Origin of the sequence: Olsenella profusa F0195 (assembly GCF_000468755.1) — a bacterium.
Classification (GTDB): Bacteria; Actinomycetota; Coriobacteriia; order Coriobacteriales; family Atopobiaceae; genus Olsenella_F; species Olsenella_F profusa.
Map to the genome: position 1 here is coordinate 25739 of NZ_AWEZ01000029.1, position 26175 is coordinate 51913.

Annotated in this window: 25 protein-coding genes and 1 tRNA gene; all 26 read left to right on the forward strand. The window is 60.1% G+C overall.

Features of this window, described 5'->3' with window-relative positions:
- Positions 1-29: 29 nt before the first annotated feature.
- The 26 genes from HMPREF1316_RS03610 (at position 30) to HMPREF1316_RS03730 (ending at position 26112) form a co-directional block, all read left to right on the forward strand.
- Positions 30-1037, forward strand: a complete 1008-nt coding sequence (locus HMPREF1316_RS03610) for a J domain-containing protein (protein ID WP_021725547.1) — start codon at positions 30-32, stop codon at positions 1035-1037.
- A gap of 121 nt (positions 1038-1158) precedes the next feature.
- Positions 1159-1884 (forward strand): alkaline shock response membrane anchor protein AmaP, encoded by a 726-nt coding sequence (amaP, locus tag HMPREF1316_RS03615; protein WP_021725572.1) that lies wholly within the window; start codon positions 1159-1161, stop codon positions 1882-1884.
- Between the two features lie 2 nt (positions 1885-1886).
- Entirely contained in the window at positions 1887-2213 is a 327-nt protein-coding gene (locus tag HMPREF1316_RS03620; protein WP_021725584.1) for a DUF2273 domain-containing protein, read from the forward strand.
- An 18-nt stretch (positions 2214-2231) separates the two neighbouring features.
- Positions 2232-2783 (forward strand): Asp23/Gls24 family envelope stress response protein, encoded by a 552-nt coding sequence (locus HMPREF1316_RS03625; RefSeq protein WP_021725567.1) that lies wholly within the window; start codon positions 2232-2234, stop codon positions 2781-2783.
- Positions 2784-4133: a MurT ligase domain-containing protein gene (locus HMPREF1316_RS03630; protein WP_021725565.1), complete on the forward strand. Its 1350-nt coding sequence runs from the start codon at positions 2784-2786 to the stop codon at positions 4131-4133.
- Positions 4126-4878: a type 1 glutamine amidotransferase gene (locus HMPREF1316_RS03635; RefSeq protein WP_021725585.1), complete on the forward strand. Its 753-nt coding sequence runs from the start codon at positions 4126-4128 to the stop codon at positions 4876-4878. Before HMPREF1316_RS03630 ends, HMPREF1316_RS03635 begins: the two co-directional genes overlap by 8 nt.
- 31 nt (positions 4879-4909) lie before the next feature.
- Positions 4910-5839 carry a ribokinase gene (locus HMPREF1316_RS03640; protein WP_021725620.1) on the forward strand — a complete coding sequence of 310 codons (930 nt, stop codon included), beginning with the start codon at positions 4910-4912 and terminating at the stop codon, positions 5837-5839.
- Between the two features lie 627 nt (positions 5840-6466).
- Positions 6467-6550 carry a hypothetical protein gene (locus tag HMPREF1316_RS15005; RefSeq protein ID WP_370873233.1) on the forward strand — a complete coding sequence of 28 codons (84 nt, stop codon included), beginning with the start codon at positions 6467-6469 and terminating at the stop codon, positions 6548-6550.
- A gap of 557 nt (positions 6551-7107) precedes the next feature.
- Positions 7108-7308, forward strand: coding sequence for a type II toxin-antitoxin system RelB/DinJ family antitoxin (locus HMPREF1316_RS03645; protein WP_040651244.1), 201 nt, complete (start codon positions 7108-7110; stop codon positions 7306-7308).
- Positions 7309-7522: 214 nt separating this feature from the next.
- Positions 7523-7597 (forward strand) — tRNA-Val (locus tag HMPREF1316_RS03650).
- A gap of 330 nt (positions 7598-7927) precedes the next feature.
- Positions 7928-8419 carry a hypothetical protein gene (locus HMPREF1316_RS13105; protein WP_051332904.1) on the forward strand — a complete coding sequence of 164 codons (492 nt, stop codon included), beginning with the start codon at positions 7928-7930 and terminating at the stop codon, positions 8417-8419.
- 819 nt (positions 8420-9238) lie between these two features.
- A complete protein-coding gene (locus HMPREF1316_RS15010; RefSeq protein WP_084620832.1) occupies positions 9239-9481 on the forward strand; it encodes an ATP-binding protein in 243 nt (80 codons plus the stop codon).
- 812 nt (positions 9482-10293) lie between these two features.
- Positions 10294-11325 carry a phosphoglycerate dehydrogenase gene (locus HMPREF1316_RS03665; RefSeq protein ID WP_021725589.1) on the forward strand — a complete coding sequence of 344 codons (1032 nt, stop codon included), beginning with the start codon at positions 10294-10296 and terminating at the stop codon, positions 11323-11325.
- A 378-nt stretch (positions 11326-11703) separates the two neighbouring features.
- Positions 11704-12333, forward strand: coding sequence for a bifunctional 4-hydroxy-2-oxoglutarate aldolase/2-dehydro-3-deoxy-phosphogluconate aldolase (locus HMPREF1316_RS03670; RefSeq protein ID WP_021725550.1), 630 nt, complete (start codon positions 11704-11706; stop codon positions 12331-12333).
- A gap of 31 nt (positions 12334-12364) precedes the next feature.
- Positions 12365-12826: a PTS sugar transporter subunit IIA gene (locus tag HMPREF1316_RS03675; RefSeq protein WP_021725579.1), complete on the forward strand. Its 462-nt coding sequence runs from the start codon at positions 12365-12367 to the stop codon at positions 12824-12826.
- Between the two features lie 64 nt (positions 12827-12890).
- Positions 12891-13175: a PTS sugar transporter subunit IIB gene (locus tag HMPREF1316_RS03680; RefSeq protein WP_021725553.1), complete on the forward strand. Its 285-nt coding sequence runs from the start codon at positions 12891-12893 to the stop codon at positions 13173-13175.
- Between the two features lie 89 nt (positions 13176-13264).
- Positions 13265-14641 (forward strand): PTS galactitol transporter subunit IIC, encoded by a 1377-nt coding sequence (locus HMPREF1316_RS03685; protein WP_021725617.1) that lies wholly within the window; start codon positions 13265-13267, stop codon positions 14639-14641.
- Between the two features lie 82 nt (positions 14642-14723).
- Positions 14724-16364 carry a dihydroxy-acid dehydratase gene (ilvD, locus tag HMPREF1316_RS03690; protein WP_021725596.1) on the forward strand — a complete coding sequence of 547 codons (1641 nt, stop codon included), beginning with the start codon at positions 14724-14726 and terminating at the stop codon, positions 16362-16364.
- Positions 16365-16468: 104 nt separating this feature from the next.
- Positions 16469-17305 (forward strand): HAD hydrolase family protein, encoded by an 837-nt coding sequence (locus HMPREF1316_RS03695; RefSeq protein WP_021725592.1) that lies wholly within the window; start codon positions 16469-16471, stop codon positions 17303-17305.
- Positions 17306-17771: 466 nt separating this feature from the next.
- Entirely contained in the window at positions 17772-18935 is a 1164-nt protein-coding gene (locus tag HMPREF1316_RS03700) for a zinc-binding dehydrogenase (protein WP_021725605.1), read from the forward strand.
- 47 nt (positions 18936-18982) lie between these two features.
- Positions 18983-20365, forward strand: a complete 1383-nt coding sequence (locus tag HMPREF1316_RS03705; protein ID WP_021725573.1) for an MFS transporter — start codon at positions 18983-18985, stop codon at positions 20363-20365.
- Between the two features lie 146 nt (positions 20366-20511).
- Positions 20512-21582, forward strand: a complete 1071-nt coding sequence (locus tag HMPREF1316_RS03710) for an NAD(P)-dependent alcohol dehydrogenase (protein ID WP_021725615.1) — start codon at positions 20512-20514, stop codon at positions 21580-21582.
- Positions 21583-21728: 146 nt separating this feature from the next.
- Positions 21729-22571 carry a ketose-bisphosphate aldolase gene (locus tag HMPREF1316_RS03715; RefSeq protein WP_021725622.1) on the forward strand — a complete coding sequence of 281 codons (843 nt, stop codon included), beginning with the start codon at positions 21729-21731 and terminating at the stop codon, positions 22569-22571.
- Between the two features lie 6 nt (positions 22572-22577).
- Complete coding sequence (locus tag HMPREF1316_RS03720; RefSeq protein ID WP_021725613.1) at positions 22578-23582, forward strand: carbohydrate kinase family protein; 1005 nt, start codon at positions 22578-22580, stop codon at positions 23580-23582.
- Between the two features lie 91 nt (positions 23583-23673).
- Positions 23674-24660, forward strand: coding sequence for an aldo/keto reductase (locus HMPREF1316_RS03725; protein WP_021725587.1), 987 nt, complete (start codon positions 23674-23676; stop codon positions 24658-24660).
- 81 nt (positions 24661-24741) lie between these two features.
- Positions 24742-26112 carry a dicarboxylate/amino acid:cation symporter gene (locus HMPREF1316_RS03730; RefSeq protein ID WP_021725606.1) on the forward strand — a complete coding sequence of 457 codons (1371 nt, stop codon included), beginning with the start codon at positions 24742-24744 and terminating at the stop codon, positions 26110-26112.
- Positions 26113-26175 lie beyond the last annotated feature (63 nt).

A 26175-nucleotide genomic window follows, 5' to 3' on the forward strand; every position in this document is an offset into this window, starting at 1 on the left:
ACGTCTCAGCCGAAAGGTGACCATCACCCATGAGCAGAAGACCGGACATGACCCAGGCAGAGGCCGAGAAGGTCCTCGACCTTCCCGAGCGCTATGGCACAGACGAGCTGCGTCAGGCCTTCAAGGCGCTCGCACAGGAGTACCATCCCGACAACGCGGCCCGAAACGGCATCTCACAGCAGTTTGCCCAGCAGCGCATGATCGAGGTCAATCGTGCCTACGCCACGCTCAAGCGTCTCTTTGACGCCAATCCCTCCCAGACGATTCATCGTGACCTGGTGAGTGGGGCCGCCCACAACAGGGGTGTGGGCGTGCACGTCGCGCCCTCCGGGGACCGTTCCGTGGAGACGCAGCTGGATGACTCGCTGTTTTGGGACGAGAACGGCAACCCCCGTAGCGCCGTCATGGAGAACGAGGCCAATGTCGCTGTCGACGCGCCCGGCCACGGCCTGCGCCGCACGCTGCTGGGGCCCGCGCTGCTGCGGCTCGTGTTCATCACCCTCCTCGGTCTGGTGTGGTGGCGCACGTTTCCGCTGCTGCCCGACAACCGCGCCAACTTTGACATGAGCCCCACGGCTCCGCTCTCCAGCTTGGTAGAGGTGCTGATGGCAGCGGTCTATCCCAGCTACTTCCTGCTCTACGAGATCTTTGCCGGGGGCTTCTCCGGTGCCGTGCGCGAGATCGTCAACGGCATCGTCTCCAACGTCACGCGCGTGCATGTGGAGGTGCGCCGCAAGGGCAGCTATCGCTCGTCGCTCTCGGGGTTCGTGCGCAACCAGGTGTATGGCCTGCTGGAGCTTCCGTTGGCGGCACTGTCTGCGGTGCGCGGCATGGATGTCGCGGGGACGAGCCAGATCGTCCGCTTCGTCGCCGCTGGCGTGTTGGTCGTGGATGCGCTTCTGGGCTTCTTTGGCACGGGCATCGTGGTGAGTGCGGCGCGCTGGCTCTCCGATCTCATCGAGAAGCACTACGTGACCATGCGTATGGACATGCTCAAGCGCTGCGGCCAATGGGCCAGCGCCCGGCACGGCCGCTAGCCGCGGTGTCCGAGGCCCATGAGCTCGATGCATGCAGGACCCGTCCCATCTTCTGGGGACGTGTGCCTTGTTGCCACCCACCTGCGCTATCCTATACGATGACGGGGATGGAAGGAGTCGCATGGGCATCTTCAAGCGCATATGCATGCTGATCTTCAGCCTGGCAGGGCTCGTGTCGCTGACATGCCTCTCGCTGCCGTGGGTTGGTCCTTGGACGCTCACGATGACGCGCATGCTCCGCGAGTACTGGTACTATGCCACGCTCGAGGTCCTGGTGGTCATCACGGGCGTCGGCCTGCTCGTCTGCCTGCTGGTGGCCCTCCTCACGCGCAATCGCAAGGTCGTGGTGGTGGGCAGGGCCGGGGCCGACGAGATCGCAATCACCCGGGATGCCATCGCAAGCCAGGCCACGCACGTCATCGAGGAGGACGGTACGCTGCGCGCCCGCCGTGTGGCCGTGCGTGCCAAGAGGTATGGCCATGTGTGCGTGTCCTGTCGCGTGCAGCCGCTCCGTACCATCGATACCGTCACCGAGGGCGTTGCCCTGCACGATCGCATCGTGGAGGGCCTTAGGACCGTCTGCGGCGACAACGTGGACAGGGTGGGGATCGAGTTCGTTAACGCCAACGAATACGCCGCCCTCGATTCCCTCGACGAGCAGGCCTCGCACGCCGAGGCGGACGAGGCGGCAGCGCCCGCAGAGGCTCCTGCGGCTCCCACACCGGCAGCGCCCGTCGCGAGCGGCCAGGCCCCGGCGCAGCCAGACACGTCAGAGATCACGCTGCACCTCTCGCAGGGCTCAGATGGTGGGTACGGTATGGACGCTCATGCTCGAGGAGGGGAATAGCCATGGCGGACGACAACCCCACGACGGAGGTGGACACTCGCTCGGATGCGGCGTCGCATGACGTGCCGGCCGAGGGGTCCCTGCGCACCTTCTCCGACACCATGCGCAGCGCCTCCCGGTGGTTCAAGGCCACGTTTCCTGGTCGTCAGCACAGCGTCATGGGCGGCATCTGCGGGCTCGTGGTGGCGCTGCTCATCTTTGGCATCGGCTTCTGGCGCACGCTGTTCATCGTGATCTGCGTCGCCATCGGGGTCGCCATCGGCCAGTTCTTCGATGGCAACCCGCGCGTGGTGCGTGCCGTGCGCAAGGTCTTCTCGGACAATCGCTAACACCCTGGGAGGCATATCGTGTCCGACACAACTTCCACTCCCGTTCCCGTGCCCGAGGGCGCCGCGTCTGCCCCCGTGCAGGACGTCTCGCTGTCCACCTCGGATGACAACGACCTCGTCACCATGCACGCGGAGGCGTCTGGCGACGAGGGCGCGGAGGATCTCAGCTCCGAGGACTCCCTTACCTTCTCCAATGGCGTCATCGAGAAGATCGTGGCCATCGCCATGCGCGACGTCCCGGGGGTCATCGGCATGAAGGGCAGCTGGCTCAACCGCGTGCAGGATGCCTTTGGTGCGAGCGATTCGCGCAAGGGCGTCACGGTGGAGGTCACGTCCGACTCCTCCGTTCGCGTGAACGTCAGCGTGCTCATCACGTATGGTTCCTATGCGCCCCAGGTCTTCGAGGATGTCAAGAAGGCCGTGGTCAAGGAGGTCACGGGGATGACGGGCCTCTCGGTTGCCGGTGTCAACCTCCGCATCGAGGACGTGCTCACGCCCGAGGAATACGCGGCCGAGAGCGGTGCTGTGGCCGACGAGGACGCGACCGATTCCCCAGAGGCCGAGGCATAGATGGGCATTCGCTCGGGCATCGCCATCGGTGCCGGTCGTCTTGTCCACTGGGGCCTGTCCCATGTCGTGCACAGGAGTGCGTCGCAGCTGCCGGGGCGCGTCGCCCTCTCGATCGACCCCATGCTCATGCGCGAGCTGGCACACAAGCTCACCTGGGGTTCCGTGGTCACGTGTGGCACCAATGGCAAGACGACCACCAACAACATCATCGCCAGCACGCTGGAGCATGCCGGCAGGAAGGTGCTCTGCAACCGTGTGGGTGCCAACATGGCGCCAGGTGTGGTGTCGGCGCTCCTTTCCGGCCGCTCTGCGGATGTGGGCGTCATCGAGGCGGACGAGCTCTCGACCATCAACATCCTGCCGAGCCTGCAGCCTCACTATCTGGTGCTGCTCAACCTCTTTCGTGACCAGCTCGATCGTGCCGGTGAGATCGATCGCGTGCAGGACGTGATCGTGCGCGCCCTTGCCGCCTCACCCGCCACAGCGCTCGTGGTCAACGGGGACGACCCGCTGTCCGTATGGGTCGCGCGTCGTGCGCATGAGGAGGGCACGAAGGTGCTGGCCTTTGGGGTGGCGGAGCCGCTCGATGTGGTGCCCGACCGCGTGCCCGAGGCGCGTTTCTGCCCCAGCTGCGGGGCGGAGCTCTCCTATGGGTACCGCAGCTATGCCCAGCTGGGCGCCTTCTCGTGCCCCCGGTGCGACTTCGCCCGCCCCGACCTCGCCTTCACGGCGACCGCCGTGAAGGTTGGCCGTGAGGGCGTGCGCTTTGTGGCAACGGCGCCCGACGGCGCCTCCGCCACGGTATCCGCCTCGTTCGGCGGCACCTACATGGTCTATAACCTGCTTGCGTCCTTTGCGGCGGCCACGCTCTGTGGTGCCGGTGCAGGCGACCTCAACGAGACGCTCAAGACCTACCACCCCAAGAACGGCCGCCTGCAGCACTTTGACGTGGATGGGCGCGAGGCCGTGCTCAACCTGGCCAAGAACCCGGCCGGCCTCAACCAGAACATCGGCCTCTTGGAGCAGGACACGCGCAGGAAGGTCGTGCTCGTGCTCGTCAACGACAACGCCAACGATGGCACGGACGTCTCGTGGATCTGGGACGTGGACTTCGAGCGCTTCCGCGATGAGGACGACCTGCGCCTCTATACGGGGGGCACCCGTGCCAATGACGTGCAAGTGCGCCTCAAGTACGCCGGGTTGCCCTCGGAGGTGGTGGGTAGCGTGGAGGAGGCTGTCCGCAGGGCGGACTCGCTCCCCAAGGAGCGCCCGCTCTATGTGCTGGCCAACTACTCGGCGCTGTTTCCCGCGCGGGCCGAGCTGGAGAGGCTGGGGGAGCGCCATGGCTGACGGTGTGCATACGGTGCGCATCGCGCACCTCTTCCCGGAGCTGCTCAACCTCTACGGGGACTCTGGCAACATCCTGGTGCTCAAGAGCCGCCTGGCCTGGCGCCACCTGGGCTGCGAGGTACGCGAGGTGCACGTGGGGGAGCGTCCGAGCTTCTCGGACGTCGACCTTGTCTTTGTGGGCGGTGGAACCGATTGCGAGCAGCGCATCGTGTGCGAGAGCCTGCTCGAGGAGCGCGAGGAGCTGGCGGCCTTCGTGGAGGACGGTGGCGTGCTCGCCGCCGTCTGTGGCGGCTACCAACTGCTCGGGGACTACTATCTCATGGGTGACGAGCGCGTGCAGGGGCTTGCGCTCGTCGATCTCTACACCGATCGCGACGAGCCACGCCTCATCGGCAACGTGGCCGTGAGGAGTCGCATCAGCCCACAGCCCATCGTGGGGTACGAGAACCATGGTGGCCGCACGCATCTGGGGCGGGACGTGGAGCCTCTGGGCACGGTGCTCTACGGAAGCGGTAACGACGGTGAGAGTGGCTATGAGGGCTGCCTCTACAAGAACGTGGTGGGCACCTATGTGCATGGGCCACTCCTGCCCAAGAATCCCGGTGTCGCCGATTATCTGTTGTCACGTGCCCTAAAGCGCAGGTATGGTGAGGGTGATCTCGAGCCGTTGGATGACTCTGCGGAGCATGCGGCCAACAAGGTCATGTTTGACAGGATGATGGCCGGTACCGTGCCTTCTCGCTAGGGTGCGGTCTGCTGAAGGGAGTCTGAGTCTCATGAAGAAGATCATCGTCTACGGCGGCCTCAACATGGACCTTTCGATGGAGTGCGACCGCCTGCCCGTGCCAGGTGAAAGCCTGAGGGGCAGCAACTTTGTGGCAACGCCCGGCGGCAAGGGCGGCAACGAGGCCGTGGCCGCCGCGCGCATGGGTGCCGAGACCTTCATGGTGGGCAAGGTGGGCAACGACCACTACGGTCGCAAGCTCACGTCCGAGCTCGTGGAGCATGGCGTCTCCGTCAACAACGTGAGCGTGACAGCGCGTGACGAGACGGGCGTGTCGCTCGTGCTGCGCTGCGGCACCGAGCGCAGCGTAGTCACCGACCCCGGCGCCAACGCCAAGATGTCCTACGAGGAGGTTCGTGCGGCCATCCATGGCCTGGGGCAGCACAGCAACATCCTGCTCATGTCCCTGGGTGGGGGCATCGACGTTGCCATGCAGTCGCTTGCCTGCGCCAAGCGCAACGATCTGTTCGTCATCCTGCGCGCATCGGTGGTGGAGGGCATGAAGCTGCCCGACGAGGCGTATGCGGGGCTCGACCTCCTGGTGATCAACCGCACGGACTGTCGCATCCTCAGTGGCATCGCGCCGACGGACGATGGCGCCTGCGCCAAGGCGCTTGAGTTCTTTGCAGGCAGGGGCGTCAGGCAGTGCGTCATCACGCTCAAGGGCGGTGGCTCCGTGACGCTCGTGGATGGTGAGATGGTGCGCGTTCCCGGCAGGAAGGTCGAGGTCGTCGACCCCTCCTGCGCTGGCGACACGTATGCGGGCACCCTGGCGACATGCCTGGCCGATGACATGCCGCTCAAGGAGAGCATGGAGTTTGCCACGGCAGCGGCGGCGCTTGCCATCACCAAGGTGGGGGCCCAAGAGTCCATCCCCAGCTGGAAGCAGGCGCAGGACTTCCTCAAGGCGGCACAGGAGTAGGGGTGAGGCATCCCTCTCTGCCCTGTCGCTGGATGAAGGACGCTCGTCAGCCAGCAGCTGCTCGTGAACAGTTCTTATGGCTTGAGGCAGCTGGAAGCAAGGGCTTGGGAAGGCCGTCCGCATATGCGGACGGCTCCTCTTGGTGTGTCGGGCATGGCATACACTTAATGGGTGAAAGTCCCGAGTGCGCCTGGCAACGGGACGCGCATAGCCAGGGACAAGGATGCCCGTCGTGAGGCAAAACCTGAAGGAATCCCAAGGCATAACTTCGACCCGGGGATCATGAACCGTATGAGGCGGATGTAGCGGACAAGGTCACCAAACGGGCTGAAGTCCGATGGCTGCACAGAAGCTGCGGACGTAGATGCGGCGGGTACGCGAGGCGAAAGATGTTGGTTTTACCCCGGGAGGCCTCACGGACGGGAAAAGAACGCAGAGGAGTCAGTCGTCTCAAGAAGGAGCAGTGGCGACAAGGTCGCCTGCAGCAACGGTGAGCTGTGAGGCGCCAGCGGAGGCCATAGTACCTAGAGCGCCAACGGGGAGGGGACAAACCTAGGTGGAGAGAGTCGCTGAGTAGGACAGTGTGCGCGGAGTAGCGAACTCGACGAGGTACAGGTGAATGGGTGGGTGGGCTACTTTCGGCTTGCGGACATGCGCAAGGTGCCGCGCACGCTCGACGGGTGGCTGCAGCGTAAGATTTGCTATGTGTAGTGGAAATGCTGGAAGCGTATTCGCACGAAGCTACATATCTGTCACAACACTCAACGGCGCAAGTTCGCAGAGCTGGGTTGGGCTTTCCTCTACAATCGTCACCTGCAAATGCGTTAAGCCTAGGAACTGCATGTACCGAACGGTACACACGGTGGTGTGGGAGGATGGCGCATCGAATAACGGCGCGCCTCCCACCGATTGTTCTCGAGGGAACGAAATGGCCCCAAGTGCGTGCCGACATCGAGGCGCAGGGCGGACTCATCGAGGAATCGAGAGCCATTTGACGCCTTTACGAATTTCAATCCTGGGCTTTTGTCATCCGTGGGCGCCGTCGACGCACCGTAAGCACACGCTCGAGCGCGCACTTGGGGCCATTGCGTTCCATTGCCACCACCACGTGGCTACAACAGCGTCACGATATTTGAAGAAACGCGTCCACATCGAAGCTTCTTTTCCCATAAGCGATGCTTTTATGGAGTGGTATTACAAAAAGATACGAAGTAATACCATAGGGGCAACGAGGCATAAACGAGTACACACGAACCACTGGGGGCTGCATGAAGGAAAAGATGACCCCGATTGTCGCCAAGGTCATGCCCCAGGAGAAAGAGCTGTTCTTTGAGGCAACCGAGCGCATCGGAACCACCCCATCCAACGCCATTCGGATGTTTATCGCAGCGTTTAACAGGGCTGGCACCTTTCCCTTTGAGTTGGGGGTGCCAGCAGGGAGAAGCGTGGGGAAGCACGATGCGACATAAGTGGTTGATGCTCCGACTGGCAAGGATCGTGTATCGTATGGTGCCGTGTCCTCTGACCATGCGCTTTCGAGCGGCTCAGACGAGTGCGTGCATACGGCACATGTGGATGTGAGGTCTGGGCACGATTTCCCTGTGCCACAGGTTGATGTTGCGCCTCCCTATGACATCGTCTATAGTAGCTACCGCCGCTTGCTCGTGAGCGGCAGACATGTTCGGGCGTTTAGCTCAGGGGGAGAGCGCTTCCCTGACACGGAAGAGGTCAGAAGTTCAAATCTTCTAACGCCCACCACACACTCGATGGCCTGCCAGCTGGTTTGCTGGTGGGCCATTTTCCTGTAGACATCTCGTCCACGCGCCGTCCAACCGGCTGTCCAAGTATAGACAGATGTAGTGGGCCATTCGGGATGTCAAGCCTCGTTTGGCCTGGAGGACACTCTCTCCCATACAGTCTTTGAGTCAAAGTGGCTGCGCATTCCCGGGCAATTATACTTCCCGGCGGGCTCACTACGACGGCATGTTCCCTGCAGTTCGGGCGCGACTGTCTGCCGTCCGGTGTGCCAGCCCCATCGGAACGGAATCTGGCGGTATGCTTGGGCCCCAGAAGATGGAGGTGTTAGCCATGGGATGTGATGACAAGGCGCTGACGGTGACGGTCGAGCTTGCGCCCGAGACGGCGCGGGTGGCCTCCGAGCAGGCAGCGAGGGCCGGGGTGGGCCTCGACGAGTACGTGCGCGCGCTCGTCGCCGAGGAGGTCGAGCGCAGGAGGCCGTGGCGCTTCGAGATAGAGTTCGACGAGCAGAAGGCCAGGGAGCACGGCTACGACGTCGAGACGCTCTACGAGTACGTGGGCAAGAACGTGGAGCCGATGGGCAACGTCCGCGTGGGTCGCGGCACCTGGCAGGTGCGGGACGGCGCGGACGAGTTCAGGGCGCAGCCCGTGGCCCTCTCCGACCTCGTGAGGATGGGCTGGGTTATGGAGAACGTGGCGAGTATAACGTCCTATGACGAGGACGGTACGCCCGAGGACTATCTTCAGGTTATCAAGGAGGTCTCGCCGCAGCTGCTCGACCCCATGCAGAAACCATGCGCCCGGAAACCCTCGGGCACGTAGTTCGAGGTCGCCTTCCCAAGTTGCCTGCTCCTCTCGACGGCGCCTCCCCTCGACATCGGGCCATTCCACGTCGGCGACGCCCCCGTGTTGCGTGCCTCGCGGTGTGCGAAGACATCCTTCGTGACATGGGCGTGCGGCTCGTGTTCCTATCTGTTGTCGTGGCAGACAATCACGACCTCGAAGTCGTGGAAACTCTCGTGTGTCTACTGCGCAGCGATGATGTGGAGCATCTTCAGTGAGATGCGGCCCTTTGGGTCGGGTGAGATGTCTCGCATCCAGCCTCATCAATGGTGGCCTTTACATCGCAGAGCTCTGTTGTGGTACCTCTCAGCGACTCCACGAGGTTGGCGTCGTCGATATCGTTGAGGTGTACAGCGGTGGCGTGGGACCTCCGCAAGGAGGTGCATTCAGGTGCTTGTTTCGTGTGAGTTCCCCTGCGCGGCTTTCTGGCATGCGGTTGCTTTACCGAGGGTATGCGTTGTGAACGAGGTGGGGTTGCGTGAGTGGCTCGGCCCTAATTTTTGCTCTGGGCGCTGCGCGCACGCCTCCTCTTGCTGCCCCTCACGTTGTAGCAACTCTCTGTACCCCCCTGTTTCTTGGACAGACACTTGCATGGAATTGGCGGGCGTGACAAGGATCATTCCAGGTCAGATAGGCAACCGTTCACGTGTTGCAGCGATATTGCTGATGGTTGGCCATGGAGATGTACCGTCGGCATCTGAGCATCGAGGAGATTGAGGGGATGACGAGGACTCTCAAGGAGTTGGTTCCCCGCGAGGCGTTCAGGGAGGCCGTTGCCAACGCCTTGGTCCACAGGACATGGGACGTGGACTCTCGTGTGCGTGTCAGCAATTTCCCGATCGTGTCGAGGTCTCTTCCCCGGGTGGCCTGCCGACCGGTCTCTCTGAGGCAGAGTACCTGGCAGGGCGCGTTTCCGTGCTTAGGAACCCAATTTTGGCCGAGGTGTTCTTCCGCCCTGGCTCATCGAGAAGTTCGGGGCGGGTGTCTTGCGAATTCGGGAGTCCTATCGTGACGAGCTGGAAGCGCCCTCCTTTGAAGTGATGGAGAACTCCATCACGGTGATCCTTCCCGTCATCGGGTCGCAGGCGGCTCATACTGCACTGTTGTCATCCTCGCCGCTATCTGCCGCGCTATGATCGCCGCCGCTGACGTCCTCTCGTCGGGGTCCACGCTCACGTGCCCTGTGAGTGGCGAGATGGTCTTGAGGCTGGTCCCAGCTGCCATGAGGAGGGTGGCGTAGATGCGCTTGAGCCCGCAGGCGAGACCGGACCGTATATGGACACATCTACTGTTCTTGGCGTTCTCGTGCTCCGCTGCTGACCAGGGCATCGGTGATTGCGGGATCCTCATTGCCTCAGCGAGCGCCGACGTGAGCTTAGGCGCCGACCTCGACAGGATTGTCGAAGGACCCCTACTCTATCTCAACGGTGGCAATAGCGCGAAACATCCTGAATGGGACACGCACCTTCGTTGGGGGGCGTATCGTGAAGCACCGGCTATTCTGTCGCGTGGGCATGCCCATCCTTAGGGCAGTCGGGAGGGTATGCGTACATGGTAGAGGTAGGATCCTCTGTGAGGAGACACATGGCGCACCATCATGCCGCTGGCGAGATCGTCAAGGTGCCGGGGTAGAGCTGCTCAAGGCGTTATGCGCCGCTTTCACGATTGGGGGTTTTGGTTTCTTCTTGGCACAGATCCTACTGATTTGTGCTATCCACTATAGATGCCGAAGTGCCTAAGATAGGCTGTCGATTCTTCATATATGGTGAAGCAGCCTCATGCGCCTACCACGATGCGCAATCGCACGTATTCTGTGCTGGTATCGGATTGTTCTGCATGTTTGGGGGAGAGCCATGGCCTCGAAGTGGATTGTGTGTGCAACGGCGGTCACGTTTGGCCGTTCGAAGGAACCCATTGAGCGGCTTGAGGCTGCCGGGTGCGAGGTGCGCCTGAACCCCTATGGCAGGCCCCTCCACAAGGATGAGATGCTGGAGTTCGCGGGTGACGCGGATGCGCTCATTCTAGGTAATGATGACCTCCCCGCAAGCGTCATTCGCAAGCTCAAGAAGCTCAAGGTTATTGCCCGCTATGGTGTGGGCTTTGATGGTGTGGACATCGCCGAGGCTCGCGACCTGGACATCGAGGTTACCTATGCGCCCGCCGCTAACAGGGAGGAGACTGCGGACTTCACGTTCGGCCTCATCCTGGACCTCGAGCGTCACATCTCACAGATGGTCATTGACACGCGTGCTGGCAAGTGGAACAAGATAACGGGCACGAGTCTCTATGGCAAGACCATCGGCATTATCGGTGTGGGGCAGATTGGCACTGCTGTCGCCCGCCGCGCCATGGGCTTCGGCATGGATATCCTGGGCTATGACATCGAACAGCGTAATGAGCCGACGGTCTATGGTGTCGTTTACACCACGTTGAACGATCTGCTGAGACGCTCCGATATCATCACCATCCATCTGCCTCTGGACGACTCCACGCGCAACCTCATCGGTGCGCGAGAGCTGAGGTTCGTGAAGCCTGGGGCGATTCTGATCAACACGGCACGGGCCGGTATCGTGCGTCATGGAGCACTTGATCATGCGCTTAAGACGGGGAGGCTTGCCGGCTTTGCCATCGACGTCTTTGGCCAGGAGCCTCCCGAGCACCAGCCCTACTATGACTATGACAACGTATTGGTGACGCCGCATGTGGCGGGGAACACTACCGAGGCAAGCCGCCGCATGGGTAACATCGTCGTGGACAACATCCTTGCCGTGAAAGACGGCGCGGATCCACCTGACCCCGTGACCCCGCAGCACCTGTATGAGTCGATGATCTCCATGAGCGGGACCACGCCTCCCGCAAAGTTTATTGTGCCAAGGAATGAGTAACGCATATGCGTACTGCACGGCCCGGCACGTGAGGTGCTCACTGTAAAGGTGGGCACCTCAACCATTTTTTGCCTATGGGAACAATTTTATTCTAGTTCTAGAAACTTATATACATCACATTTTAACTGTACTACAGAAAATGACGGAAATATCAACGTTATTTATATGTAGGAATAATGTGTAAAAAAAGTGGTAAAAAATAATTATACATATTAAAAATAATAAAAGCACTTATTAGGTTAATTAAATACATATATAAAGGTAAATAACTCATACAATTATTTTGCTATTGAACTTATGAAGACTAGATGATTAACTGGTCGCAAAGAACAGATTCCATTCATTTCGGTGTAACTGTAAAAAACGGAGAGGCAGGGCATGATCAATCCCAGCATTACCCATTTCCCCAAAGTTACCGTGATCCTGAGGGGCTACAACTACGAGCAGGTTCGCTGTGTGGTCAAGAACATGGTTGGCACCAAGCTCGGCGCGGTCGAGGTTGCCATGAACACTCCCGGTGCGACAGAGACTATCAAGAAGGTTGCCGCGGAGTTTGGCGATGAGGTCATGGTCGGTGCCGGCACCGTCATTTCCACGGAGCGTGCCAGAGCTGCCGTTGATGCAGAGGCGAAGTTCGCACTGTCTCCCATCTGTTTCACGCAGGAAATCTTTGATATTTGCGCGTCTGCGGGCCTTACGACCGTACCCTCGGCCTTCAGTCCCTCAGAGGTTTGGAACATGTTTGAGATGGGTGCCGACATCGTCAAGATCTTCCCCGCAGACATTCTGGGTTCCAAGTATCTCAAGGACATCCAGGCACCTCTCAATCCCATGCCGCTCATGGTGGTTGGTGGCGTGAGCGCCGACAACTGTCAGGAGTTCTTTGACTTTGGCGCCACATACGCGGGCATTGGCTCCGGCATCTTCAAACCCGCAGACATCGTCTCGATGAACGATGAGGGGCTCAGGCAGTCCATTGCTGACTTCGAGACAAAGGTTCGCTGGTAAACAACTATCACATAATGGAGAGGAGGTATATATGTCCGATATGGCGTTTGGTCCCGAACTCATTCTCCTGCTGGATGGTGTGAAGGATTATCAGATGGCCGAAAGCGATCTAGCGAACAGGCTTGTTAAGCTCGGCTATGCAAAAGATTCCTATCCCCAAGCAATCGCCGAGCGTGAGATTGTATATCCTACGGGTCTTGACGTCGGGGGCATAAATGCGGCAATGCCTCACTGCGACATTTCGAACGTTAACAGGGCAGCAATTTGCGTAGGCGTTCTCAAGAATCCTGTCGAGTGGCGCCGCATGGATGATCAGGACGCCACCTGTAAGGTCTCGTTCGTGATTATGCTCGCCCTCAAGGAAGCTCATGCCCATCTGGACATGCTCCAGAAGGTAGTCGCTCTCATTCAAGACCAAGGCCTCATGACAAAGATTGTGGCAGCCGCGAATACGAATGAGGTCTATCAGCTCGTGGGTGAGAGGTTGGCCTAACAACAGAAACAAGGCGTGCCTGCGGACACGTCGTACTACAAGAGCACAAGGGAAGGAACTAACAATGGCAAAGCGCGTTCTCGTTGCATGCGGCAATGGTGTGGCGACCTCCACCGTCGTTGCAAGCAAGATCAGGGATTATTGCAAGGAGAGGGGCCTGGACGTCCAGACCAACCAATGCAGAATGATCGAGCTTCATGACAAGGGTGATGCGTACGACCTCATCGTGACCTCTGGCAAGTTCAGCGATCCTGACGTCAAGACCCCTTGCATCATGGCGATCAGCCTTCTTACGGGCATTGGTGCGGATAAGACTCTGGAGCAGATTTATCAGGCACTGAAGGACTAGCGCCTTATTTCAATTGCCGTTTTTCGTCCGCAAAGAGCGGGCGTGTATTTGTCCGCCAGAGTGTGCGGGCGAAATAGAAAGGATAGGGAATGGACGTAGTTGCTAATGGCATTTATGCTGCGTTCCAGGCGTTTCTCGGCGCCGGCGCATACGTAATGCTGCCTGTGATCATCACGATCCTGGGCCTCGTCTTCAGGCTCAAGCCTGTCAAGGCTTTCCAGTCCGGTATGACGATCACCTGTGGTTTCGTAGGTATCAACCTGTTGGTTAACCTGCTCAAGTCAGCGGTTTCTCCCGCCGCTTCCGCGATGGTCACCAATTTCGGCCTGAACCTCGATATTACCGATGTGGGCTGGGGTGCTATCTCCTCCGTCACCTGGGCTTCTCCCATCGTCGCTTTCCTGGTCTTCGAGATCCTTGGGATCAATGTCTTGATGCTCATCCTCAAGGCAACCAAGACCATGGACGTCGACATCTGGAACTACCACCACATGATGATTGCCGGCATCCTCGTGTTCTATGTCACCAATAACTTCGTGCTCGCTCTCATCGCCTCCGGCCTCATGGCCATCCTCTCCTTCAAGCTCTGCGACTGGACGCAGCCCCTGGTTGAGCACTTCTTCGGCATTCCGGACGTCTCGCTGCCAACCGTCTCTTATCTGAGCTCCATTATCATAGCTGCCCCCCTCAACTGGGTCATCGATCGCATCCCCGGCCTCCGCGACGTGAACCTCTCCATTAAGGGTCTCCAGAAGAGGATCGGCTTTCTTGGTGACCCTATGATTTTGGGCTTCATCCTGGGCCTTGCCATGGGCCTTCTTGCTCTCATGCCGATTGACCAAGCATTTCTTACGGGTGTCAACGTTGCTGCCGTCATGGCGCTCATGCCCAAGATGACCGCCATGTTTGTCGAGGGCCTCATGCCCATCTCCGAGGCCGCTCAGAACATGACCTCCAAGTACTTCGGTGGCCGTTCGCTTACCATCGGTCTTGACGCTGCCGTCGTTGTGGGCAACCCTGACGTCATCACCACCGCACTCGTCATGATTCCCATCACCATCTTCCTTGCCTTCATCCTCCCTGGCAACCATATGATGCCGCTCGCTGATCTCGCGGTTGTCACTTTCCGTGTTGCCATGGTCGTAGCCCTCTGCCGCGGCAACGTTTTCCGCTCCATCTTGATCTCCATTCCCGTCATGACCGCCATTCTTTACGGTGGCACCTTTGCCGCTCCTTATCTGACTGGCCTTGCCCAGTCCACTGGTCTCGAGTTTGATGGCCAGATCGCCTCCATGGCGGGTCCTTCGATGACCCAAACCGCCATCGTGTTCTGGAGCTCCATCTCCTCCAATCCTTGGCTCGCTCTTGTCGTTGTCATGCTCGCCTTTGCAGGTATTTGGTACTTCGTCGAGAAGAGGATTGGCCTCGACAAGATTGAGGCCTACGCTTCTCAGGGCGAGGAGTAGGTTCGAAAGGACCACGCCCGAACAGAGGTAGACGTCATCGGCGCGATGGCGCCTACCTCTTCTTTATGAGAGAAGAGATACAATGAAACGTAAGATTGATCAGCTAGAACCGTTCCAGCGCGCCATCTCGAAGGCGCACCTAGCGACTGCGGGCGTCTCCGTCGACTCGCTCGAGAACCCCGACAAGCCCCTCATTGCCATCGCAAACAGCTGGAACGAGGTTTGCCCCGGCCACGAACCCCTGCACCAGCTTGCGCAAGAGGTCAAGAAGGGTGTGCTCGAGGCCGGCGGCGAGCCCGTCGAATTCAATACTATAGGCATGTGCGACGGTATTGCCCAAGGCCATCCCGGTATGCGCTACTGTCTGCCCCACCGCGACCTCATCACGGACTCCTGCGAGGCCATGATCGTGGGGGAGGGTGTCTTTGACGGCGTGGTCTACATGGGATCCTGCGACAAGATCATCCCCGGCATGCTCAACGCTGCCGCGCGCATCGACCTGCCTTCCGCCTTGGTGACCGCCGGTCCCTGCTATGACGAGATCAAGCCGAGCGAGTCCAAGGCCCTGCGTGCGCGCTTCCTGCGTGGCGAGGCCACGGAGCGCGAGGTGATCGAGGGCACCCTCAAGTACTACACCGGCCCTGGCGTCTGCCCGTTTCTGGGCACCGCCAATACCATGGCATGCCTCTCTGAGGGCCTTGGTATGATGCTGCCGTACGGCGCGTTGTGGCCGTCTTCCACGAGCCAGCGGCGCTTCTCAGCCCGCCAGACCGGCGCCCGCGTGGTCGATCTGGTGCGCAAGGGCATCAGGCCTTCCGACATCATGACCCAGGCTGCGCTGGACAATGCCGTCAAGCTGCTCGCCTCCATCGGTGGCTCCCTCAATGCCCTCGTCCACCTGCCGGCACTCGCGCATGAGCTTGGCCTCGAGGTCACCTGGACCCAGATTGCCGAGGTCACCTCGCATACGCCCGTTGTCTGCAATGTGGTGCCCAATGGCGATATCTCGTGCATCAACCTCTACAAGGCCGGCGGCGTGCCCGCGGTCCTCAAGACCATCGAGGGGGACCTCGACACCTCCGTCATGACCGTCACCGGCAAGATGCTGGGCCAGAACTTGGACCGCGACGTGCCTGTGGACCGCTCCGTCATCCGCATGCAGGATGACCCCGCATCCGTTGCCAACGGCATCCAGGTGCTCTATGGCAACCTGGCTCCCGAGGGCGCCTTGGTCAAGACCTCCGCCGTCCCCGCTGACCAGCACATCTGGACCGGCCGCGCACAGGTCTTCAACAGCGAGGAGGAGGCCTTTGCTGCCTATGCCCAGCACGCCATAAGGCCGGGCACCGGCGTCATCGTGTGCTACGAGGGCCCCAAGGGTGGCCCCGGCATGAAGGAGCTGCACCGCGTGACTGAGATCATGAAGGGCATTCCCAACTCTGCGGTCATCACCGACGGCCGCTTCTCTGGTGCGTCCGGCGGTCTCTCCGTTGGCTATCTCTGTCCCGAGGCCTTTGACGGTGGTGCCATCGCGCTGGTGCAGGATGGTGACACCATCCATATCGACCTCTCCAAGAACCTCATCGAGCTTGAGGTCCCCGACGAGGAACTTGCCGTGCGCAAGGCCCACTGGAAGCCCGTTGTTCACGAGAATGGCGGACATCTGCTCAAGCGCTATGCCGAGCAAGTTGGCTCTGCCAAGGCGGGCGCGGTCCTGGATTAGCCACCTCTGTGCTCCGCAGGTCATTGCCATAGCCTGCGGCGTGGTGTGAGCGGGGGCCGTCCTCGTGGCGACCCCCACCCTCCATGGCTGAGGGGAGGGATCCCATGCGGGTTGACATGGTCTTCTGCGACATGGACGGAACGTACCTCGCATCCGATAAGTCCGTGCCAGCTGACAACCAGAAGATTGTGGGCGAGTTGGCCGAGAGGGGCATAGCGTTTGTTCCCTGTACGGGAAGGATGTTCTCTGGCATCCAGGAGTCCTTGGTCGGTACCCCACAAGTGAGGTATGCCGTCTGTTCCATGGGGGCGACCATTGTGGAGTTTGGTCCCCATGGCCCTAAGAACATATTTGAGGGGGAGATGCCCAAAGGGCCGGTGCTGTCGCTCTATGAGGCGATCTCCAGCATGGACCTTGAGTTTGGCATCTTCGCGAACGGGCGGTCCTATGCGGAGGACTGGCGTTTGGCCAAGATCAGGGAGTTTCCCATAGAACCTGGCATGATGCAGTTCGTGATCAAGCAGAGAGTGCCCATCAAAGTATCGATCCCTGAGTTCGTCGGCAAACTAGATCGCGTGGAACGCCTGAACCTCTACTACAAAACCGATGCCGACGGCGACAGGATCTGCGACATTCTGGGCAGCATGTCCGAGCTTGCTTACACAAGGCATGACGGATGCGGCCTTGAGGTGACATCCCGCAGTTTCTCGAAGGGGACCGCGCTGCGGTGGCTGTGCCAAAAGGAGGGAGTGAGCCCCCTCTACGTGGCTGCCTTTGGTGACGGGGAGAATGATGTTCCCATGCTCGCTGAGGCAGGCGTGCCGGTTGCCATGAGGAACGGCAACGACATCTGCAAGGAAAACGCCACGTACATGACGCGGCTCTCTAACGACGAGGCGGGAGTGGCAGACTTCCTGCGCCAGAACGTGTTTGGCGCATAGAGAGAAGAGAATTCAACACCATGTCCTAGGAATTGTCCTAGGAGGACGCTGCGGATGCCGATAGGATGCCCGTGGCGACTGTGACCACACGTGTGGTGTGGCAGCCATCCCTGCACCCGGAATGGCAGCTCTCAATCTGAAAACTTGACCGTTTGGGTCATATAGCCTTCCGTTCACAGATAATAAAGTCTAAAACATAGAAATAAACTTTGAAACACAGAATAAATTCTGTATAACAAATATAGAGAAGGTGCAGGTGAGACTCTGGGCAGGCACATGAGAACTATGGCTTATGGACCGATTCGAAAAATCGCATTGCTTGACAGCAGTTTCTCTGAACCCATCCCTCATCTGCGTTCTTTGGGAGCTTCTTTGCCCAAGGGCAAAGCGGGGGAGTCCAGCGTCATCGCCTGTGCTTCGGGGATGTGTCTGGAACAGGTCAAACGGCGTTGGTAGAGGAGAGGTCATGAAAGCGTTGACAAGGTACTGCAGCGACAAGGGCGAGTTCGGAGGGTATCACTACATCGACATGCCCGTTCCGGAGTGTGGGCCCGATGACGTCATCATCCGCCTGAAGGCGGCCGCCATCTGCGGCGCCGACATGAAGCACTGGTATGCGGACCTCGATGGCACGAACACCTCGGATCAGCTCAACTCCATCCGCGGACATGAGTTTGCCGGCGTGATCGTTAAGGTTGGCGAGAACGTGACCGACTGGAAGGTTGGCCAGCGTGTGGTGTCCGACAACGCCGGCAAGGCCTGCGGCACGTGCCCTGCCTGCGAGCGCGGCGACTTCATGCTCTGCGAGCACAAGACGGGCCTTGGCCTCGACAACAACTACAAGGCCTTCGGTGGGACGGGCGGCTTCACCAAGTATGCAAAGATTCCGGGTGGCATCCTGAAGCTTCACCCCCATGCCATCTGGGAGATCCCAGAAGGCGTGAAGTACGAAGAGGCAGCCGTCCTCGACCCGATCGCGAACTCCTACAAGGCAATCGCCCAACAGTCGAGCTTCCTGCCTGGCCAGGACGTTGTTGTCATCGGCACTGGCCCGCTGGGTCTTTTTGCCGTCCAGGTCGCCCGCGTCATGGGTGCCGTCAACATCGTTATGGTCGGCCTCCAGGACGATGTCAAGACCAGGTTCCCCATCGCCCGCGAAGTCGGTGCCACCCACTGCGTGAACGGCTCCACCGAAGATGTCGTCAAGCGCTGCCTCGAGATCTGCGGTCGTGACAACCTTGGCCTGGTCGTCGAGTGCTCCGGCGCCAACATCGCGCTCAAGCAGTCCCTTGAGATGCTGCGTCCAAACGGCGAGGTCGTGCGTGTGGGCATGGGCTTCAAGCCGCTTGAGTTCTCCATCAACAATATTACCGAGTGGAACAAGAGCATCATCGGTCACCAGGCCTATGACTCCACCTCCTGGCGTGAGTGCATCCGCCTCCTTGCCTCTGGCGCCATCAAGGTCCAGCCGATGATCACCCATCGTCTCGGCCTCTCCCAGTGGAAGGAAGGCTTCGCTGTGATGGCAGACAAGTCCGCCGTCAAGTGCATCTTCCACTACGACGAGCCGGACAAGGACGAGAAGGCATACGGCGAGGCTGACTACCCCGATGACCATGACTTCGAGTAGGAGACTGCGTGCATGCGCACGTCAGCGCAATCGGAGAGGAAGCAAACATGGCAAACACCAAGAGCGCCAATATCGGCGCCAGGCTCGATCGGCTGCCCGATTCCAGGTGGCATGTGAAGATGTGGCTCGTCACTGCCTTTGCCCTGCTGGTCTGCTGGTCCAACGGCATCAGCGGAGCCGTCCAGAACATCCTGCTCAACGAGATCCACTGGCTTGAGCCCGGTACCACCCTGCTTGCCCTCTGGGGCACGACCTACACGATAGGACAGCTCCTCGGGGCCCTCGTTGGTGGCCCCATCGGTGATAGGATTGGTCGTAAGAGGTCAATCATCCTGTACGAGTGCATTCACATTGCCGTCATGATAGGCGCGGCGCTTGCGCCCAATGTCTATGCGCTCTACTTCTTCAGGCTCTGCCAGGGGTTCGGCCTCGGCGCGCTGCTCGTGGTCCTCTTTGCAGGCTTCACCGAGTATGTGCCCGGCCGCAATCGAGGCACTTGGTCCAGCCGGACTTCCTTCATCGGTAACTGGGCGCACCCGATCTGCAACCTCATCGCGCTTCTCCTCATGGGTTCGGGAATGGCGATGAGCATGAACTGGCGCGTCGAGTTCATGATTCCCTCCGTACTCTCCATCATCGCGACCCTCATGGTGTGGAGGAAGTTCCCCGAGTCTCCACGCTGGCTTGAGACGCAGGGCCGCGTCGATGAGGCCGATGCCATTGTCACGAGGATCGAGCAGGAGATTGAGGAGTCTACGGGAAAGCCGCTGCCCCCCGTCACCGAGGAGCCTGCACCTGTAAGGCGTCTGCCGTACTCCGCCCTGTTCCATGGTGAGCTGCTCCGTCGCTCCATCGTTGGCTCCCTCGTGCTCATTGGTATGAACACCATCCAGTACACCCTCATGACCTGGATGCCATCACTTCTGAACGGTCTCGGATACAACACGTCCCAGTCCCAGTTCATGACCGTGTTTGGGCTCTTCGGTGCACCTTTTGGCATCTTCGTTGCCTCCCTCGTCATGGACAGGGTCGCGCGCAAGAGGATGGGCGTCTTACTTCTCATAGGCATGGCGTTCTTTGGCCTACTCATCGGCTTCCTGACGTCTCAGAACCTTGTTGGCATGAACGGCCTCATCGCCCTGACCTTCATCATGAACACGATCATCTACATGTATGTCTGCTACGCGTCTGCCGTCTATGTCCCCGAGATGTGGCCTACGTCCGCGAAGCTTTCTGGCTCCGGCTTCTGCAACGCGATGGGCCGTCTGAGCAACGTCTTCTTCCCGTTCCTCGTGACCGCGCTCGCAGCGCAGAGCTCCAGCAACGTGTTCATGCTCCTGGCCGTCGTCGCCGTCGGCATTGCCGTTACCGTTGCCTTCTTCGGCATCGAGACCCGCGGCGAATCCGTCGAGGTCATCGGCGATGTGTAGGGTGCTTGCACCTTTCATCTGGCGTTGTGCATACCCTCTCGTGGCTACCGGCAACCCACTCGGTGATGGCAACCAACTGTCCCCCAGCTACCAGGGAGCTAAGCTGCAGCGGCTCAAGGCTCCATACGGCAAAGGAAGCGAAGAACATGAGGAACTCCAAGGCGATTCTCGTCACGCCCAAGCACTTCGAGATCAAGGAGGCTCCGGTGCCCGAGCCGGGTCCCAGGGAGGTGCTGATCAAGGTGAGCTATGTCGGCATGTGCGGGTCCGACATCCACGGCTTCGAGTTTGGCCCCTTCATCCCGCCCAAGGATCCCACGCAAGAGATCGGTCTTGGCCACGAGGTGTCCGGCGAGGTCGTGAAGGTTGGCAGCGAGGTCACGAAGCTCAAGCCGGGTGATCACGTCCTGGTCGAGCCGGGCGTACCCGAAGGCTCGTGCGAGTACTGCCGCACCGGCCGGTATAATATCTGCCCCGACGTTGACTTCATGGCGACACAGCCAAACTACCGTGGTGCGCTCTGCCAGTACATGACACACCCGGAAGCCTGGGTCTATCCCGTGCCCGAGAGTATGGACATGGTCGAGGCCGCCCTCGTCGAACCCGCAGCCGTCGGCATGCATGCCGCGATCCTCGGTGGCGCCTCCCTGGGTAGCCATATCGTGATCCTGGGATGTGGCACCATCGGCCTCATGACGCTTCAGGCCTGCCGCAGCCTTGGCGCCACGGACATCACCGTCGTCGACGTCATCCCCTCCAAGCTCGAGCTCGCACGGAAGCTCGGTGCCAAGGAGACCATCAATGGCAAGGAGGTCGACACGGTCGCCTACCTCCGCTCCCCGGAGAGGTTTGGCGACCACGGCGTGGACCTCGTCTTCGAGTGCGGCGGCTCTGGCTTCCTGGCGCAGCAGGCTGTCCAGATGGTGGCGCGTGGTGGAAGGATCATGATGGTCGGTACCCAGAGCAAACCGGTGCCCATCGACTTCCTCAAGATCAACCGCGAGGTCACCATCCAAACCTCCTTCCGCTACTGCAACGACTATCCGCGCACCATCGAGGCCATCGTGAGTGGCACGTTCAATGTCAGGGACATGGTCACGAACATCTATGACTACCGTGACGTGCAGCGGGCCTTCACGGATGCCATCGACCCTGAGAAGAAGGTCGATATGGTCAAGGGTGTCGTGAAGGTCGCGGGCACCCCTGGCTGCGAGTAGAGGCCCTCTTCACGGGGCTGCGGGACGGATGCGGCAGGGTCCCTTTTCCCGTATCAGTCCCGCAGTCCCATCGGATGGACATCCTTGTCCCATCGAACCACGCCAGCAATCTGTCTTGACGGATCAAGAACGAAAGGAAGCACAGCATGCTCGCAAACATCGAGTATTGGGAGAACAAGGCAAAGGAAGGCCAGTTTGCAATCCCGCATTTCAACGTCTGGAACGCCGAGATGCTCATGGGCGTCATCGACGCAGCTGAGGAGGACAATGCACCGGTCATCATCTCCTTCGGCACCGGCTTCGTGGGCAACACCTCCTTCGAGGACTTCTGCTGGATGATGGTGTCGATGGCAAAGAATGCCAAGGTTCCCGTCATCACGCACTGGGATCACGGTCGCAGCTTGGAGATCATCCAGAATGCCTACACCCACGGCATGAACTCCGTGATGCGTGATGCCTCCGCCCTGCCGTTTGGGGAGAACATGAAGGAGATCAAGGCTGCCGTCGACTACTTCCATCCCTTGGGCGTGCCGGTCGAGGCCGAGCTTGGCCATGTCGGTAACGAGACGGTGTATGAGGAGGCACTCGCTGCCTACGCCTATACCGACCCATCCTTGGCAGCAGAGTTTGTCGAGCGTACCAGCTGTGACTCCCTTGCCGTTGCGATTGGCAACGTCCATGGGCACTACTCGGCGACACCAAAGCTCAACTTCGAGGTGGTCGAGAGGTGCCGCGACGCCGTGAGCGTGCCTCTGGTCCTTCACGGTGCATCGGGCATTGGCGACGAGGACATCAAGACCGCCATCTCTCTTGGCATCGCAAAGATCAACATCCATACCGAACTCTGCGATGCTGCCATGGCCGCCATCCAAAGGGGCACCGACAAGTCCTTCCTCGAGCTCGAGCGCTCCGTGCGTCAGGCTGTGAGGGAGCGTGCGCTCTACAAGATCGAGCTCTTCGGCGATGCCGACAAGGCCGATCTGAGGTAGTGGATCATGACAGCCAGTTCACATCAGGCACAGATGACAATGCAGATCGTCGCCCCTCCCCTCGACGTGGTCTGCATCGGTGCGGCCATCGTCGACGTTCCCCTGCGGCCGGTCAGCAAGGACATCTTCGACCACGAGTCCTATCCGCTCGATCGAATTGGCATGACCATCGGCGGCGATGCGATCAACGAGTCGACCATCATCAGCAGGCTCGGACACAGGGTCGGCCTCATGAGCATGGTCGGGCAGGATATCATGGGAAACTTCATCTTGGATCACTGCCGCCGCGAGGGCATTGACACGGCAGGCGTCCGCCAGCGTGCAGGTGTCGACACATCGATCAATATCGGCCTTGTCACGGCAGATGGAGAGCGTACCTTCGTCACCAACCGCAATGGCAGCCTCTGGAAGATGTCGATTGACGACATGGACCTTTCCCTTGTGGGACGGGCCCGGGTTCTTTCGCTTGCAAGCTTCTTTAACAACCCACGTCTTGACAACGCGGCGCTTGTCAAGATCTTTCAGGTGGCGAGGGCTGCGGGAATGACGATTGTGGCGGACATGATCAAGCCGCGCCTGGGCGAGACGTTCGACGATATTGCCGAAGCGCTCTCCTATGTTGACTACTTCTTCCCCAACTGCGACGAGGCACGCCTCATGACAGGAGAGGAGGACATCGAGCGCGTTGCCGACAGGATCCTGGCATACGGCGTGAGGCATGTCGTAATCAAGATCGGCAAGTCGGGCGTCTTCATAAAGGCTCACAGGGGCACCGCAATGACCGTCCCCGCCATGAAGGGCATCACGGCTCTCGATACGATCGGTGCGGGCGACAACTTCGCCTCGGGCTTCATCGCAGGCCTTCTTGAGGGGAAGCCCTTGACCGCGTGCGGAGCATATGGAAACGTCGCCGCGTCCCTGGCAATCACAAGCATCGGCGCCACGACCGGTGTGAAGAGCAGGGAGTCCTTCGAGCGCCAGCTCGAAGCGTACCGACGTCAGCAGGCATAGAAGCCAATCGATGAGTCTCACCGCCCCCTCTTGGCGTGTCGGGAGGATTGCACCATCGGACGAGACAGCATGTCTCAGGAAGGAATACGCCATGCGCTACATGGAATTGGGCAGCTCCGGCATCCAGATATCGAAGATGGGCCTTGGCACATGGGCCATCGGTGGAGGCCCTGCCTGGAGCGGCGGCCCTGACGAGGACCGTGCCGTCGACACCATCGTCACGGCCGTCGAATCCGGCATCAACATGGTCGATACGGCCCCAGGCTACAACTTCGGCAACAGCGAGCGCATGGTCGGCAAGGCGCTTGCCAAGCTTGACCGTTCCCAGGTGGTCCTGGTCACAAAGTGCGGCGTCGTATGGAACCGCACGGGTGCGGTCTGGAACAAGGTGGGCGACCGCCAGCTCTACAAGAACCTGACGCCCGCCTCGATCCGTCTCGAGGTCGAGGAGTCGCTTGAGCGCCTCGGTACCGACTACATTGATCTCTATATGACGCACTGGCCCTCTGTCGAGCCGTTCTATACACCAATCAGCGAGACGGCGGCAGAGCTCAACAAGCTCAAGGAGGAGGGCAGGATTCGCGCCATCGGTGCCGCCAACGTCAGCATTTCCCAGATCAAGGAGTATCTGGGCTGCTGCGAGCTCGATCTGGTGCAGGGCAAGTACAGCGTCCTCGATCGCGCCGTCGAGGACGAGCTCATCCCACTCTGTAGGGAGAACAGGATTACGATGCAGGCCTACTCGCCGCTCGAGCAAGGCCTTCTTACGGGCACCGTCTCGAAGGACTACCGGCCCGAGCCGGGCAATGCCCGCGCCAACAAGAAGTGGTGGCAGCCAGGCAACATGGAGCGCGTCATCGACATGCTCGACGCCTGGAGGCCCCTGTCCGAGAAGTACCGCTGCGGCATTCCGGCGCTCTGCCTGGCCTGGATCATGAACCAGGGCGATACCGTGAACCTGCTTACTGGGGCGACGTCTCCCGGCGAGGTGCGCATGAACGTGCCCGCAGCAGATATCGTCCTCTCTGACGAGGACAGGCAGCTGATGCGGAAGATGGCCGAGGGACTGGACGGATAGCGCCGCCCACATCGAGGCATGGGGGTCACGAAGCGTCCCTGTGCCGCTGTCGACTGAAGCTGGACCTGAGGGGAGGCCGCTATGAGCGACAATGCGACCGGGACAAAGAAGAATGATGCGGGAAGTTCGATAGTGCGAAGGATTTTCATCGCCGTGATACTCGGCTTCATCGTAGGCATCGGTTGCCTGGCACTGCGCGTGCAACTGGGTGAGTCGAGCCAGACATGGAGCATCCTGTACAGTCTGCTCTTTGTGGACGTCACATCTGCGGAAGGAACCACCGGAGTCGGCCTCTTCTACATCGCGGGTCAGCTCTTCATGCATGCGCTTCAGGTCGCTATCGTACCCCTGGTCCTGACCTCACTGTCCCTTGCCATCTGTGGGTTGACCGACCCCAAGAGACTCAGCAACATCGCTATGAAGACCATCATTACGTTCCTGTGCTTCTATGCGGTGACCGCGGTCCTTGCGGCGACGATTGCCTATTCCGTCAAGATGGCAGGCGGCTTTACCGTGACGCTCCCAAATGGGCAGGCAACTGAGCTTGCGACGCTCGATGCCTATAACCCGCTTGCCACCATCCTTGGCATCGTCCCTCCGAACATGCTCTCTGCCTTCTCGTCGAATAACCAGATCCTTGCTGTCTGCTTCGTGGCAATCGTGCTCGGCATCTGCATGTCGCGCATGGGAGGCAAGGTGCAGCCGCTGAAGGACGTCCTCGAGAACGTCAATGGCATCATCGACACGTGTCTCACCTTCGTCATCAATCACTGCGCACCGTCTGCGATCTTCTGCATGATCGTACGTGGGCTTGCTCTGTATGGCATCGAGTACGTTCGTCCGACGCTGGTATGGATGGCAACGACGATGTTGGGCTGCATCGGCCTTCTCTTCATCATCTATCCCGTCGGCATCGTCCTGGCCACACGCCTGAGCCCTCTGCCATTCATCAGGAAGACTGGAAAGATCGCCCTCTTCGGCGCTGCCACCCAGTCCTCCGCAGCGACCCTGCCGCTCAACATGAAGACCTGCATGGAGGAGTTGGGCTGTCCCGAGGAGGTCACGAGCTTCGTGATGCCGACAGGGATGACGGTGCACATGAACGGCACCTCTGCCATGCAGATCATCGCGGTCACCTTCATTGCGACCGCAGCGGGCGTCGACATCACACCTGGCATGCTGGTGGTGGCAGCCCTCATCTCCATCTCCTGCGCCTTTGGGACACCTCCTGTCCCTGCTGCCGGCACGACGCTCGTCTACGTGGTGATGTTGGGCCTCGGCCTTGACGCTCCGCCCTGCCTGACCTGCTACTCCCTGGTCCTGGCTATGAACTATCTGCCGGGCATGGCGGTGATGCCGATGAATGTGGTTGGCGATGCCGCCACAAACGTGATCGTGAGCTTCAGGGAGGGCGTGCTCGACAAGGAGATGTATATGGGCAGGACGAAGTAGCGGGAAAGTGGTGGCTGCATTTCTGATATCTCATGAACCGCATGGCAATCTGGGCAGCAGACG

What these genes read in the sequence shown, in the direction of transcription:
- HMPREF1316_RS03610 (WP_021725547.1), top strand. Translation starts at nt 30, where the DNA reads ATGAGCAGAAGACCGGACATGACCCAGGCAGAGGCCGAGAAGGTCCTC.
- amaP (WP_021725572.1), top strand. Translation starts at nt 1,159, where the DNA reads ATGGGCATCTTCAAGCGCATATGCATGCTGATCTTCAGCCTGGCAGGG.
- HMPREF1316_RS03620 (WP_021725584.1), top strand. Translation starts at nt 1,887, where the DNA reads ATGGCGGACGACAACCCCACGACGGAGGTGGACACTCGCTCGGATGCG.
- HMPREF1316_RS03630 (WP_021725565.1), top strand. Translation starts at nt 2,784, where the DNA reads ATGGGCATTCGCTCGGGCATCGCCATCGGTGCCGGTCGTCTTGTCCAC.
- HMPREF1316_RS03635 (WP_021725585.1), top strand. Translation starts at nt 4,126, where the DNA reads ATGGCTGACGGTGTGCATACGGTGCGCATCGCGCACCTCTTCCCGGAG.
- HMPREF1316_RS03640 (WP_021725620.1), top strand. Translation starts at nt 4,910, where the DNA reads ATGAAGAAGATCATCGTCTACGGCGGCCTCAACATGGACCTTTCGATG.
- HMPREF1316_RS03645 (WP_040651244.1), top strand. Translation starts at nt 7,108, where the DNA reads ATGAAGGAAAAGATGACCCCGATTGTCGCCAAGGTCATGCCCCAGGAG.
- HMPREF1316_RS13105 (WP_051332904.1), top strand. Translation starts at nt 7,928, where the DNA reads ATGGGATGTGATGACAAGGCGCTGACGGTGACGGTCGAGCTTGCGCCC.
- HMPREF1316_RS15010 (WP_084620832.1), top strand. Translation starts at nt 9,239, where the DNA reads ATGGGACGTGGACTCTCGTGTGCGTGTCAGCAATTTCCCGATCGTGTC.
- HMPREF1316_RS03665 (WP_021725589.1), top strand. Translation starts at nt 10,294, where the DNA reads ATGGCCTCGAAGTGGATTGTGTGTGCAACGGCGGTCACGTTTGGCCGT.
- HMPREF1316_RS03670 (WP_021725550.1), top strand. Translation starts at nt 11,704, where the DNA reads ATGATCAATCCCAGCATTACCCATTTCCCCAAAGTTACCGTGATCCTG.
- HMPREF1316_RS03675 (WP_021725579.1), top strand. Translation starts at nt 12,365, where the DNA reads ATGTCCGATATGGCGTTTGGTCCCGAACTCATTCTCCTGCTGGATGGT.
- HMPREF1316_RS03680 (WP_021725553.1), top strand. Translation starts at nt 12,891, where the DNA reads ATGGCAAAGCGCGTTCTCGTTGCATGCGGCAATGGTGTGGCGACCTCC.
- HMPREF1316_RS03685 (WP_021725617.1), top strand. Translation starts at nt 13,265, where the DNA reads ATGGACGTAGTTGCTAATGGCATTTATGCTGCGTTCCAGGCGTTTCTC.
- ilvD (WP_021725596.1), top strand. Translation starts at nt 14,724, where the DNA reads ATGAAACGTAAGATTGATCAGCTAGAACCGTTCCAGCGCGCCATCTCG.
- HMPREF1316_RS03695 (WP_021725592.1), top strand. Translation starts at nt 16,469, where the DNA reads ATGCGGGTTGACATGGTCTTCTGCGACATGGACGGAACGTACCTCGCA.
- HMPREF1316_RS03700 (WP_021725605.1), top strand. Translation starts at nt 17,772, where the DNA reads ATGAAAGCGTTGACAAGGTACTGCAGCGACAAGGGCGAGTTCGGAGGG.
- HMPREF1316_RS03705 (WP_021725573.1), top strand. Translation starts at nt 18,983, where the DNA reads ATGGCAAACACCAAGAGCGCCAATATCGGCGCCAGGCTCGATCGGCTG.
- HMPREF1316_RS03710 (WP_021725615.1), top strand. Translation starts at nt 20,512, where the DNA reads ATGAGGAACTCCAAGGCGATTCTCGTCACGCCCAAGCACTTCGAGATC.
- HMPREF1316_RS03715 (WP_021725622.1), top strand. Translation starts at nt 21,729, where the DNA reads ATGCTCGCAAACATCGAGTATTGGGAGAACAAGGCAAAGGAAGGCCAG.
- HMPREF1316_RS03720 (WP_021725613.1), top strand. Translation starts at nt 22,578, where the DNA reads ATGACAGCCAGTTCACATCAGGCACAGATGACAATGCAGATCGTCGCC.
- HMPREF1316_RS03725 (WP_021725587.1), top strand. Translation starts at nt 23,674, where the DNA reads ATGCGCTACATGGAATTGGGCAGCTCCGGCATCCAGATATCGAAGATG.
- HMPREF1316_RS03730 (WP_021725606.1), top strand. Translation starts at nt 24,742, where the DNA reads ATGAGCGACAATGCGACCGGGACAAAGAAGAATGATGCGGGAAGTTCG.